Here is a 13,369-nt window from a genome sequence, read left to right as displayed (position 1 = left end):
TTTTTTTTAATGAGAAAATTAGAGAATTTGATAATTAGATAATTTCTACACAATCCTAAAAATTATCTAATTATCTAATTGACATATTATCTAATTATAAAATTTTCCAGTTGCTTCAGGGTAATTCTGCCTTCGTAAATTGCTTTCCCAATTATCGTTCCTTCACAGCCTAATTCAGCCAGTTTTGGCAATTCATCGAAAGTTGAAATTCCGCCGGAAGCGATTAATTTTACTTTTTTGGTGATTGTTTTCTCGTCTGTAATTATTGTCGCCTGATCTAATATTTTTTTATACAAATCAAAACTTGGTCCTTCCAGCATTCCGTCTTTTGCAATATCAGTGCAAATTACGTATTGAATTCCTTTTTTCATGTATTCTTTAATAAACGGCACTAAATCTTCATTTGAATCTTCTAACCAGCCGGAAACGGCTACTTTTTCGTCTTTGGCATCGGCTCCCAAAATGATCTTATCGGATCCGTATTCTGAAATCCATTTTTCGAAAATTGTTCTGTTTTTAACAGCAATACTTCCGCCTGTAATTTGATTGGCACCGCTTTCAAAGGCGATTTTTAAATCGGAATCTGCTTTTAAACCACCTCCAAAATCAATTTTTAAAGTGGTTTGTGTGGCAATTTGTTCCAGAATTTTATAATTGACGATCTTACTCGATTTTGCACCGTCCAAATCCACTAAATGAAGGTATTCGATTCCGTGCGCTTCAAATGATTTTGCCACTTCAAGCGGGTTTTCGTTGTAAATAATCTTGGTGTTGTAATCTCCTTTTGACAAGCGGACACATTTTCCGTCAATTATATCTATGGCTGGTATTATTCTCATGTTTTGATATTTTGATTGAATTTGGAATTTGGATTTTTAAGTATTGGAATTTAATTTTAGAAAGTTCTCCAGTATTTTCTCCCCAACAGCACCGCTTTTTTCGGGGTGAAACTGAGTTCCGTAAAAATTATCTTTTTGCAAAGCCGATGCGTATTCCAGCTCATAATTGGTTGTCGCAATGGCTTCATCGCAATTTGGGGCGTAAAAACTATGGACCAGATACATAAATTCATTTTCAGGAATAGCCACAAATAAATCCGATTTTAAATCATAAATCTGATTCCATCCCATTTGCGGTACTTTTACCTGGTTTGAAAACTTAATGACATCCACATCAAAAATCCCTAAACCTCTGGTGTTTCCTTCTTCAGAGGACCTGCACATCAGTTGCATTCCCAGACAAATTCCCAAAACAGGCTGTTTCAGATTCGGAATCAAAGCATCTAAACCGCTTTCTCTAAGCTTTGTCATTGCCGAACTTGCCTCGCCAACTCCGGGGAAGATCACTTTATCTGCCTTCTGAATTTCTTCCGGATTATTACTCAAAACAGCCTTAAAACCCAATCGTTCAATAGCAAACATAATGCTTTGAATATTTCCTGCTCCGTAATTTATGATTACTATTTTCATTTAAAAAGCTTTAGGCTTTAAGCCCTAAGCTTTAGGCTTATTGCCTATAGCTTAAAGCTTATAGCGTTTTACAACATCCCTTTCGTCGAAGGTAAGATCATTTTCTCTGTATCTCGTTTTACGGCTACTTTTATGGCTTTGGCGAAAGCTTTAAAAATGGCTTCAATTTTATGGTGTTCGTTGGTTCCTTCCGCCTTTATATTGATATTGGCTTTGGCTCCGTCTGAAAATGATTTGAAGAAGTGATAAAACATCTCTGTTGGCATTTTGCCGACCATTTCACGTTTGAATTCGGTTTCCCAGACCAGCCAGTTTCTTCCGCCAAAATCAATGGCCACCTGCGCCAGGCAATCGTCCATTGGAAGGCAGAAACCATAACGCTCGATTCCTAATTTATTCCCTAACGCTTTTGCAAAAACTTCCCCCAGAGCAATGGCCGTATCTTCGATTGTATGGTGTTCATCGACTTCCAGGTCCCCTTTTACCCGAATTTCAAGATTCATTTGACCGTGACGTGAAATCTGGTCCAGCATATGATCGAAAAACGCAATTCCGGTTTCGATTTTACTTTTTCCTGTTCCGTCAAGATTTAAATCGATAAAAATATCAGTTTCATTGGTTTTACGGGTTATTGAGGCAGAACGGGCTTCTAATTTTAAAAACTCATAAATTTCTTTCCAGCTCATCGTCTGAAGAACAATCGTCCCGTCCAGTTCCTCGCGTTTTAATGAAATTTCATTGCTCCCGATTCCGTCATTGTCATTGATAAAAATAGCTTTAGCGCCCAGGTTTTTCGCCAGTTCAACATCAGTTAACCGATCTCCTAAAACAAAGGAATTTTCCAAATCATACTCTGGATTATTCAAATATTTGGTCAGCATTCCCGTTCTTGGCTTGCGTGTCGGTGCATTATCTGCAGGAAACGACCTGTCGATAAAAATTTCATCAAACAAAACGCCTTCGTTTTCAAATGCTTTTAAAATAAAATTCTGCGTCGGCCAAAACGTATCTTCTGGAAAACTAGCTGTTCCCAGGCCATCCTGATTGGTTACCATAGCCAGCTCGTAATCTAATTCACTGGCAATTTTAGCCAGATACTGAAACGCTTTTGGATAAAATTCTACTTTCTCCAAAGCATCTAACTGATAATTTTCAGGTTCTAACACAATCGTTCCGTCACGATCGATAAAAAGTACTTTTTTCATATTTTAATTATATTTTGGGCGTGTCCCTCCGGGGCGGGCTTTCGGCTATATCTTTTGTTTCGTTGCTCTTCACAAAAGGATACCGCCTCTATCCCTCACGCAAAACGGTTCTCGAGATATTTTTTCTTTGCCACGAATTATACGAATTTTCAATAATTCAATTCGTTGTAATTCGTGTAATTTGTGGCTAAAAATCAATTTAATCTTTTTAATCTGTGGCAAATAAATTAGCGCTCTTAGCGTAATTCCTCGCGAACTTTGCGGTTAAACTTTTAATTTAATTCAACAATTTCAATTCTTTAATCAAAACGACATTTTCCTCCGGGATTCCAATTGTAAAACGGAGACAGTTTTCACATAAAGGCTGAGTAGTTCTGTTCCGGATTACGATTCCTTTTGCGATTAGCTGATCGTATCTTTTATTGGCATCGTCTACTTTTACTAATACAAAGTTAGCTTCCGTTGGATAGACTTTTTCGACAAAATTTATATCAAGTAAAACTTTAAGTAATTCTTCTCTTTGTTCTATAATAGAAATTATTTCCTGTTTTATTTTGTCTGAATCCTTCAAACGTTCGATAGCTCTTTGCTGTGTTAGTTCGTTTACATTGTAAGGTGGTTTTATTTTATTTAAAACCGAAATTACAGCTTCCGATGCATAACAAATTCCCAATCGAATTCCAGCCAGGCCATAAGCTTTTGAAAGCGTTTGCGTAATCACCAGATTCGGATATTCATCGATTTCCATCAGCCAGCTTTCTTTATCTGAAAAGTCAATGTACGCCTCATCAATAACGATCAGACCTTTGAAATTCTGAAGCAATTTTACCACGTTTTCATCCGAAAAAGAATTTCCGGTCGGATTATTGGGCGAGCATAAAAAGATGATTTTTGTATTATCGTCCACAGCATCTAAAATCTTTTCTACCTGTGGCTGAAAATCTGCAGAAAGCAAAATTTCCCTGTTTTCCACCGCATTGATGTTGGCTAAAACCCCATACATGCCATAGGTTGGCGGTAATGAAATAATATTATCAGTTTTAGGCTCGCAAAAAGCCCTGAAAAGCAGATCAAGCACTTCATCACTTCCGTTTCCAAGCAAAATCTGACTGGTTTTTACATTATTATTCTTTGCCAGAATCGCTTTCACCGAGTTTTGTTGCGGATCCGGATAACGGTTTACACCATTCTGAAACGGATTTTCATTAGCATCCAGAAAAATCATGTCGGCAGTATCAAAATCCTCAAACTCATCCCGTGCTGATGAATACGGTTTTAATGATTTTACGTTTTCTCTGGTTATTGTATTTATATCGAATTCCATTGTTTTATTTTTTTGGGATATAGATTTTTTTTGGAATATAGAAAATAGAATAAAGAGAACGGATTTCTCCTTTTATCTAAAATTTCTATTTTCTTTGTTCGATGCTCTATACTCTTTGTTCTATACTCTTTATTCTATACTCTTTATTCTATACTCTTTATTCTATACTCTTTACTCTAGACTCTTTAATCTCAGCGTTACAGCATTTTTATGCGCCTGCAAACCTTCGGCTTCGGCCATAACTTCAATTGCTTTTCCGATATTCTGAATTCCTTTCTCCGTTATTTTCTGGAACGTCATGGATTTCATGAAACTATCCAGGTTTACCCCACTGTAATTTTTGGCATATCCATTTGTCGGCAGAGTGTGATTCGTTCCCGATGCATAATCCCCGGCACTTTCGGGAGTGTAATTGCCGATAAAGACAGACCCTGCGTTTACAATTCCATTACAATAAAAATCATCGTACTCTGAGCAGATAATAAAGTGTTCCGGCCCGTAATCGTTGATTAAATCTAAAGCAATCTGATCATTTTCAACCCAGATTAATTTTGAATTTTCGATTGCTTTTTCAGCGATTGCCTTTCTTGGAAGTTCTTCAATCTGAATCTGAATTTCTTTTTCAACAGCATCGATAAGTTTTTTTGAAGTCGAAACTAAAATTACCTGACTGTCTGTTCCGTGTTCTGCCTGCGATAAAAGATCTGAAGCCACAAACGCAGGGACAGCTGTATCATCTGCTACGATTAACAATTCAGAAGGTCCGGCCGGCATATCTATCGCAACTCCAAACTGAGTTGCCAGTTGTTTGGCCACCGTTACAAACTGATTACCAGGTCCGAAAATCTTATATACTTTCGGAATTGATGTTGTGCCAAACGTCATCCCGGCAATCGCCTGTATACCGCCTACTTTTACTATTTTGGTTACACCACACAACTGAGCAGCGTACAAAATAGCAGGATTAATTTTTCCTGTTTTATCCGGCGGGGAACACAAAACAATTTCTTTACAACCTGCAATTGCAGCAGGAACAGCCAGCATCAGGACCGTAGAAAACAAGGGAGCCGTTCCGCCCGGAATATACAATCCGATTTTCTGGATCGGTCTTTTTTCCTGCCAGCAGCTCACCCCTTCTGTCGTTTCTATCGAAATTCGCTCTGTTTTTTGCGCACTATGAAACTTATAAATATTATTTTTTGCCAACTGGATCGCTTCTTTCAAATCATTTGAAATCAAACTGACAGCTTCCTGAATTTCTTCCTGAGAAACTTCATAATTTGCTAAAGAGATTCCGTCAAAAATAGAAGTATATTTGGCGATCGCTTCATCTCCTTTTTTCTGAACTTCCCTGAAGATTTCCTTTACGGTCACTTCAATATCATCTATCGTTTTGGTTGGTCTCTTTAGTATTTCGGACCAGCTTTCTGGTTTTGGATTGTCTATTTTATTCATTTCTTTTTTTTGCTTTAAGCTATAAGCTGTACGCCTTAAGCTTTATTAACTTTGTGTTTTTCTTTTTCGGCTTAAAGCATATTGCCTATAGCCTAAAGCGGGATAACCCTAAAGAACCATTTTCTCGATTGGACAAACTAAAATTCCCTCTGCTCCAACTTCTTTCAACTGATCGATTACATCCCAGAAAGTATCTTTGTCAATTACAGAGTGTACGCTGCTCCAGCCTTCCTGAGCCAACGGCAAAACCGTTAAGCTTCTAAGCACCGGAAGAATTTTTCCAACGGCATCAATTTTGTCATTGGGAACGTTCATTAGAATATATTTTGAATTTCGGGCTCTTAAAACCGCCTGGATTCTGAATTTTAAAGTATCAATGTGCTTTTGAATTTCCGGAGAAACTTTTGGAGAGACAGCCAGGACCGCTTCGCTCTTCAAAATCACTTCCACTTCTTTTAAGTTGTTTTTGAATAATGTACTGCCACTGGAAACAATATCAACGATAGCATCTGCAAGTCCAATATTCGGTGCGATCTCAACAGAGCCTGAAATCTGGTGAATATCAACAGTTAGTCCAAAAGAATTAAAATATTCATTTACGGTATTTGGATAAGAAGTTGCAATTCGCAGCCCTGCTAAATCCTGAATGGAATTGTATTCTAATGTTTTAGGAACCGCTACAGAGACTTTGCATTTAGAAAATCCTAATTTCTGGATCACCTCTATCCCTTTTCCTTTCTCTACTAATAAATTATCTCCAACGATAGCCAGATCTACAACACCATCAATTAAGTATTGTGGAATATCGGAATTTCTTAAATATAAAACTTCTAAGGGAAAATTTGAAGCTTCTGCTTTTAACTGGTCGATGCCGTTGTTGATCGAAATACCACAGTCTTTTAAGATTTGAATGCTTTCTTCGTTTAAACGACCCGATTTTTGAATTGCAATTTTTAAAGTACTCATTTTTTTAGTTTTTGTTGAATTAATAGTCTGAGTACAAAGAATTGGAATTAAAAAAAAACCCGTTTGATGTACTCAAACGGGTTTTAAAATATGATGATTTACATGCATACCATTAACACATCGCCTGAGAGCAATAATGAAAATGATGATGATGTAATTGAATAGAAATCATGACTTGGTTTATTTTATAATTCTTTGATTCGGTTGCAAATATAGGAGATAATTTAATAAAAAAGCAATTTTTAATTTAACTTAATGATAGTTTATTGTTAAAAAATATCTGAAGCCCATTTTTTCTTCTTTATTTCCTTTTACTGCAACGATTTAATTTTTTTCATCAAAGCTTAAAGATACTGTAGTTCCCTCGCCTATTTTGCTTTCGATTTCAAACGAGATATGAAGCAGTTCCGAAAAGCGTTTTACAATTGACAATCCTAAACCCGTACCTTTTATTTCAGGATGTCCGGAAGAGTCTGACCGGAAAAACGGATTAAAAATAGCTTCTATATCTTCTTTTGCAATTCCGATTCCGTTATCTGAGACTTTACATAATGTTCTTTCGTTTTGACGCGATAATAAAATAGAAACCTCACCATCGATATTGGTATATTTAAGGGCATTTGAAATAACATTTCTTAAAATAGTGATGACAAGATAATTATCTGAATTAATAAAATAATCCTCCTCAGCATCAAAATTCACCTTTAAGTTTTTTGCGGATATCTTCTCTGAATTCAATTTTAATACATCTAAAATTAAAGCATTCAGGTAAACGGGTTCGTATTTCAGTTCTGCCTTTTTATTTTCAAAACGAGCCATCAAAAGAAGCTGATCCGCCAATATATTTAGGTGGTCTACTTCTCTAATACAAAAATTAATTTTATCCTCATACTCCTTGTTATCTCTGGGTTTACGAATTAAAACCTCAAGCGTCCCTTTAATCACTGTTAAAGGAGTTCTTAATTCGTGCGAGGCATCAGAAGTGAATTGTTTTTCACGTTCAATGGCATCCTCAATGCGATTTAATAAATTATTTATCGTTTTAGAAAGTGTATATAATTCGTCTTTGGTTTTGGGAAGCGGAATTCTCGTGTTAAGATTTTCCCTGGTAATCATTTTTGAGATACTGGTGATCTCATTTATCGGTTTTATGCTTCGGCCTGCAAAAAAACGGGCAATAAAAAATAACAGCAACAAAATCGCCGGAAAAGCCAGACACATGATTTCAAACAAATTATTAAGAACCATACGGGAATTCGTCAGCGACATTCCTATAATCAGGTAGCCTATCTTTTTAGATCTTATAAAAAGAGGAACCTGAACCTGACGGATAATGTTATCTTTTATTTTAGTATCAAATAATTTATAATTTTCAATACTGTCATCAAAAATCAAACTTTCGGTTTTGAGATTTGGTGATTTCTCCACTATTTTTTTATTGATATCCAGAAACTGGACAAAAACAGGGTTTACATCAACCGTATTATGCTCTCTTTCTTCCCATTCTTCTTTATCAACCAATATTACAACACCATTGACCTCTCTTATTTCTTTGAGATGATTCTGAATTTCCACATTAATACCTTCGTCGATATGGCTGTAAACAGAGTGTTTAATAATAGAATAAATCGTGAAGAAAACCACAAAAATCAACAAACCCGTTGTGATAATATAGTTTAAAGCAATTCTGTTTTTAAAAGAAAGTGGTACCATTTTTTAATCATTAGCGATGTATCCTACCCCGCGAATTGTTTTTATATAATCTTCTTCTATTTTCAGATTGAGTTTTTTCCGGATTGCATTCATAAAAACATCAATAACACCAGTATCATATTCGAAATTTATGTCCCAAACGTCTTTTAAAATCTGATTTCTGGTACATACTTTTCCTTTATTACGAATCAAATAAGTCAGTAATTCAAACTCTCGTTGCGTAAGGGAAATTTCTTGATTATTTTTTACGACTATGTATTTTGACAAATCAATTTTTATGGTTCCCAGAGAAAGAATTTCGTTTACTTTTTCTTTGCGAAAATGAATTTTAATCCGTTCTATCAATTCTTCAAAACTGAAAGGCTTTTTGATATAATCGTTTGCACCTGCTTTTAAACCTTCAATAGTTTCCTGCACGGTATCTTTGGCCGTCAGGAATATAATTGGAGTCGCCTGATCTTTAATCCTGATGGCTTTGCATAAGTCCAACCCATTAATTTTAGGCAGCATCCAGTCCAGTAAAATTAAATCAAATTGCTGACTTTGGGTCAATTCAAATCCCTTCGAACCATCACTGGCTGTCGTCACCTTGTACCCTTCCTCCTGAAGGCCCTGCTGCAAAAACTGAACAATGCCTAATTCGTCTTCAACTATTAAAATATGCATTTAACTTAATTTTAATAAGGTTAGTTGTATAAATTATATTATCTTGCCAGTCAAAGATAAATATTTTAAAATTCAGATGTACGTTTTAAATCAGTAGATCGCAACAAAATAGACATCTTAAGCAAACATTAAGTTAACACTAAGTAAGGTAAAAGGTTGACTTAATCTAAATTTAATGAATCGAATTTAATTTTGTCAAAAAAATAATACTATGAATTTATACAGGAAGTTAGCTCCATTTTACAATCTTGCTTTATTTTATTTTGTGATCAGTTCTATACTTCGCGTCGTCTTATTTTTTCATCCTATAACGCAAAGTTCTTTTTCGTTTATTGAAAGTATAAAAATCTTTGGTTTGGGGTTAATTTCAGATCTATTCGTTTTTGTTATTGCAAGTTTGTTTTTGTGGCTGTATTTAATTTTTGTTTCAAATTCGAAATATAATAAGCCGTGGGGCTATCTTATTCTAGGCGCTTTTATTGCTTTATTTCTTTATATCGTATCAGGGAAAAGTATTCTTGACGAATATGGCGGTGCTTTGCCACGAATTGTTTTAATTTTTATAGGAATCAAAACAATCATCTTTGCGCTTTTGCTTTTTCTTCCAAAACATAGAGACAAAATCCGATTTTGGCTTTTTGCTTTTGTTATCTTTTTATATGTTTTATTGATTCTTCAAAACGGATTGAGTGAATATTTCTTTTGGAATGAATTTGGTGTAAAATACAATTTTATAGCCGTCAATTATTTGATTTACACCAATGAAGTCATTGGAAATATTATGGAGTCTTATCCGGTAATTCCAATCTTTTCGGCCTTGTTTCTGGTGACAGGGGGTTTTACTTATTTTATTCTGAAAAATTCGACAGCCTTCATTACTACTATTCCTTCCTTTACTGAAAAAATCAAAATTTCAGTTGTATATATTGGATTGTTTTTGGTTTCATTAGTAGCAATCCCTACGTTAGCTTTAACGGAAAATTCTAAAAATCTTTTTGTTAACGAATTACAATCTAATGGGCTATACAAGTTTTATTTAGCATTTCAAAACAGCGATCTGGATTACTTTAAGTTTTATAAGACGATTCCAGACGACAAAGCTTTTGCTGTTTTAAAACAGCAGTTGCCAACAATCTCCGGAGAAAATACAACCCGAAAAATTGAAAGCGATTCAGCAGAAAACCATAAAAATGTAGTCCTTATTACTATTGAAAGCTATAGTGCCGACTTTATGAAAATGTATGGGAACGATCAAAACATCACTCCTTTTTTAGATAGTTTAGCTCAAAAAAGTCTTCAGTTTACCAACTTATACGCTACAGGAAACCGAACTGTTCGCGGACTTGAAGCCGTTACCTTATGCATCCCTCCAACAGCAGGCGAAAGTGTTGTAAAAAGAGAAGATAATAAAAACAAATTTTCTACCGGTGCTATTTTTAAGCAAAAAGGATATCAGGTAAAATTTATGTATGGCGGTGATGCTTTTTTTGACAATATGCGGGATTTCTATTCCGGAAACGGCTATGAAATTGTGGACAAGTCAAGCTTCCCTCCCGAAGAAATCACATTTTCGAATGTATGGGGAGTGTGTGATGAAGATATGTATCACAAGGCGATAAAAGTGATGAATAAAGAATCAAAAGAAAACAAACCTTTCTTCAATCATATTATGACCGTGAGTAATCACAGGCCTTTTACCTATCCGAACAATAAAATAGATATTCCCGGAGATGTAAAATCACGTGACGGCGGCGTAAAATATACTGACTATTCGTTGAAAAAATTCTTTTCAATGGCGTCTAAGCAACCCTGGTTTAAAAATACTGTTTTTGTAATTGTGGCAGATCATTGTGCGTCAAGTGCCGGAAAAACAGAATTACCTATGGACAAATACAGAATCCCTGCTTTCGTTTACAGCCCTGGAATTAAGCCTGAAAAATACACGCAGCTCATGTCACAGATTGATCTGATGCCAACCGTTTTTGGATTATTGCATTTCAGTTATGAGAGTAAGTTTTTTGGTCAGGATGTTTTAAAAACGGATTATAAACCTCGCGCTTTCATTGCCACGTATCAGGATTTAGGTCTGATTAAAGATAATATTCTGACTATTTTGTCTCCCAAACAACAGGTAAAACAGTTTGAATTAGAGCTGAATCCCAAAAAAGGAGTTGCTCCGGAATATCAGATTTATTATTATGAGAAGCCATTAAAACAAGAAAGAACAGATTTGGTAAATGAAACTGTTTCGTTTTATCAAACCGCTTCGTATCTATTGAAAAATAAGAAGTATCAAAAGTAAAAAATCAGGTGGTGCTCTGTATTTATGATAGTAACTTTTGTATTTTTGAAAAAGCACTTATCATAAATATACAAAATGTACAATTTTAAAAACGACTACTCGGAAGGGGCGCACCCCAATATTTTAAACAAACTAATCGAAACCAATCTGATACAGCAATTGGGATATGGTGAAGATGAATATTCGATACAGGCAAAAGATGTACTGAAAGAAAAAATAAACAATCGTGAGGCGGTCATTTATTTTCTATCCGGAGGTACACAAACCAATCTTATTGTTATTGCTTCCTCATTACGTGCTCACGAAGCAGTTATCAGTGCCAAAACCGGGCATATTTCGGCTAACGAAACGGGAGCCATAGAAGCAACGGGACATAAAGTCATTGCTATTGAAACTACAGACGGAAAATTAAAACCTTCCGATATTCATTTAACGCTGCAGGAACACGCTCTTAGACCACACGTCGTAAAGCCAAGAATGGTGTATATTTCCAATTCTACAGAAATTGGGACTATCTACACTAAAGCTGAGCTTCTTGCTTTATCTGAGTGCTGCAAAGCGAACGATTTATTGCTTTATTTAGATGGCGCACGATTGGGACATGCCTTAACGGCGGAAAACAATGATCTGACTTTGTCTGATGTCGCCCAACTTACTGATATGTTTTACATTGGTGCCACTAAAAATGGTGGCCTGATCGGGGAAGCCATTGTTTTTAACCGACCTGAAGTTGCAGCAGATTTTGATTATGTACTCAAACAAAGAGGTGCTTTGCTGGCAAAAGGAAGGTTACTGGCGATTCAGTTTTTGGAACTATTCAAAGATGATTTGTATTTTACGCTCGCCAAACATGCGAATGTTATGGCTATGAAGATCTCAGCTGTTGTTAAAGAAAAGGGATATACTTTTTTGACCAATTCGACAACAAATCAAATTTTCCCCATTTTACCCAATGCTGTGATCGAAAAACTAAATGAAAAGTACTTGTTTTATGTCTGGAAAGCGATTGACAAAGAACAATCTGCTGTAAGGCTTATTACTTCCTGGGCTACAGATGAAACTATGGTTGACGCTTTTATAGAAGACCTGAAAAATGCATAGCATTTCACAGTCAAAATAAGGTAATACCAAAATTAAAAATTACAAATAAAAAGCCTCAAATTCAACTGAAATTGAGGCTTTTTTATATCTGTAAACCAGAAACTGAGACTGTAAACTGTACTAGTCGTTCTGATTTTTCATTCCGAACAGGTCTCCTTGTTGATACAGTTTAAAATCATCTCTCAAAGCCTGATAATTTCTTTGTGTAACAGCCGGTGCATCTAAATTGCTTAAATCCGGTTTTCCTGCATTTACCCAGGCCGTATACCAAAAACTGGCAGTGGCCGTAATGGCTTTTCTCATTTGATTTTCAACCATTCCGTTTAACTGTTCATGCAGTTTCTTCGCATATTCATCGGAGAAAACCGCTGAATTGTATTTGCTTTTCAATACTTTTCCATCAGCATCCATTTTAAAAACCTGATTTTCCGGAGTTCCGGTTCTTAGTTTTTTATCAACGTCTAGTAACGGCTGTGCTAAACTATGTGTATCATTGATCATGTTCCAAATTGCTTTGTGAACATCTTCGTAATATTGTGCCTGCGGAACATTTAATTTATAATTTTTAGCAAATAATTCCGGAAGTTTGCTTTCCCAAAGGGCATGAATTCCTTTTTGGTCGCTCAATTGTCCGTCATGATTAGCCGAAGTATGCAAAGGCATGTGCGCATCTCCAATGTAATGACCTAAATCTGCAGCAAGAAATAAAATCTCCGCTCTGTTTTTATCTTTGAAGGCTTTGGTTAATTTCGCCATCATATCTTCGATATACCAAGGCAGGATTCCGTTGTCATTCAGAAATTTAGCATCGTATTTCTTTTTGGCGGCTTCCATTGTTTGCGGAATGCTGTCGGCAGCGCCAAAATTTTCCATGTCAAAATAATGTCTTGGATTTTCGTCTTTGTAATTTAAGGCATATTTACGAATATCCGGCACAGAAGCTTCCTGGGTAATAAAATCAATATGGTTGTAAAAAAATACCTGAAGTTGCTGAGGCAAAGCCATAACAGCCGCTTTATTGATACGTTCATGACCCACGATTCCCCATGATAATGTCAAGAATCCAATTCCTAATACCAAAAGAGCGATTAGTTTTGGTTTCATTTTAAAGTTTTTCATTTGCAATTTTTATTAGAAGTGCAAATCTATATTCATTTAAGGATAATAC

At 35.6% G+C, this 13,369-nt stretch carries 11 protein-coding genes; 2 read left to right on the top strand and 9 right to left on the bottom strand.

All coding sequences use genetic code 11. The features are described from left to right. Positions 1-86: 86 nt before the first annotated feature. The 8 genes from hisA to GJU43_RS11870 all read right to left on the bottom strand — a co-directional run bounded on the left by hisA (position 87) and on the right by GJU43_RS11870 (position 8,798). Entirely contained in the window at positions 87-839 is a 753-nt protein-coding gene (hisA, locus tag GJU43_RS11905; RefSeq protein WP_154340976.1) for a 1-(5-phosphoribosyl)-5-[(5-phosphoribosylamino)methylideneamino]imidazole-4-carboxamide isomerase, read from the bottom strand. A 36-nt stretch (positions 840-875) separates the two neighbouring features. Beyond that, entirely contained in the window at positions 876-1,469 is a 594-nt protein-coding gene (gene hisH / locus GJU43_RS11900; protein WP_154340975.1) for an imidazole glycerol phosphate synthase subunit HisH, read from the bottom strand. A gap of 68 nt (positions 1,470-1,537) precedes the next feature. Further along, entirely contained in the window at positions 1,538-2,674 is a 1,137-nt protein-coding gene (gene hisB, locus GJU43_RS11895; RefSeq protein WP_154340974.1) for a bifunctional histidinol-phosphatase/imidazoleglycerol-phosphate dehydratase HisB, read from the bottom strand. Positions 2,675-2,951: 277 nt separating this feature from the next. Further along, positions 2,952-3,998 (bottom strand): histidinol-phosphate transaminase, encoded by a 1,047-nt coding sequence (gene hisC / locus GJU43_RS11890; protein ID WP_154340973.1) that lies wholly within the window; start codon positions 3,996-3,998, stop codon positions 2,952-2,954. A 171-nt stretch (positions 3,999-4,169) separates the two neighbouring features. Further along, entirely contained in the window at positions 4,170-5,453 is a 1,284-nt protein-coding gene (hisD, locus tag GJU43_RS11885) for a histidinol dehydrogenase (protein ID WP_154340972.1), read from the bottom strand. Positions 5,454-5,561: 108 nt separating this feature from the next. Further along, positions 5,562-6,419 (bottom strand): ATP phosphoribosyltransferase, encoded by an 858-nt coding sequence (gene hisG, locus GJU43_RS11880; RefSeq protein ID WP_154340971.1) that lies wholly within the window; start codon positions 6,417-6,419, stop codon positions 5,562-5,564. Between the two features lie 324 nt (positions 6,420-6,743). Further along, positions 6,744-8,132 carry a HAMP domain-containing sensor histidine kinase gene (locus GJU43_RS11875; RefSeq protein WP_154340970.1) on the bottom strand — a complete coding sequence of 463 codons (1,389 nt, stop codon included), beginning with the start codon at positions 8,130-8,132 and terminating at the stop codon, positions 6,744-6,746. A gap of 3 nt (positions 8,133-8,135) precedes the next feature. Then, positions 8,136-8,798 (bottom strand): response regulator transcription factor, encoded by a 663-nt coding sequence (locus GJU43_RS11870; RefSeq protein WP_154340969.1) that lies wholly within the window; start codon positions 8,796-8,798, stop codon positions 8,136-8,138. A gap of 211 nt (positions 8,799-9,009) precedes the next feature. On the opposite strand from GJU43_RS11870, the gene GJU43_RS11865 reads away from it, so the two are divergent. Together GJU43_RS11865 and GJU43_RS11860 are read left to right on the top strand one after the other, a co-directional pair. Next, on the top strand, positions 9,010-11,100 hold the full coding sequence (locus GJU43_RS11865; RefSeq protein WP_154340968.1) for an LTA synthase family protein: 2,091 nt from the start codon (positions 9,010-9,012) through the stop codon (positions 11,098-11,100). Positions 11,101-11,175: 75 nt separating this feature from the next. Further along, the gene (locus GJU43_RS11860) at positions 11,176-12,201 is read left to right on the top strand and encodes a low specificity L-threonine aldolase (RefSeq protein WP_154340967.1); all 1,026 of its coding nucleotides are present in this window, start codon (positions 11,176-11,178) and stop codon (positions 12,199-12,201) included. Positions 12,202-12,321: 120 nt separating this feature from the next. Here GJU43_RS11860 and GJU43_RS11855 read toward each other — a convergent pair whose 3' ends face one another. Continuing rightward, on the bottom strand, positions 12,322-13,320 hold the full coding sequence (locus tag GJU43_RS11855; protein ID WP_154340966.1) for a zinc dependent phospholipase C family protein: 999 nt from the start codon (positions 13,318-13,320) through the stop codon (positions 12,322-12,324). Positions 13,321-13,369: the final 49 nt, after the last annotated feature.

Source organism: Flavobacterium sp. LC2016-23, from assembly GCF_009674775.1.
GTDB lineage: Bacteria > Bacteroidota > Bacteroidia > Flavobacteriales > Flavobacteriaceae > Flavobacterium.
This window is presented reverse-complemented; position numbering and strand designations above follow the sequence as displayed.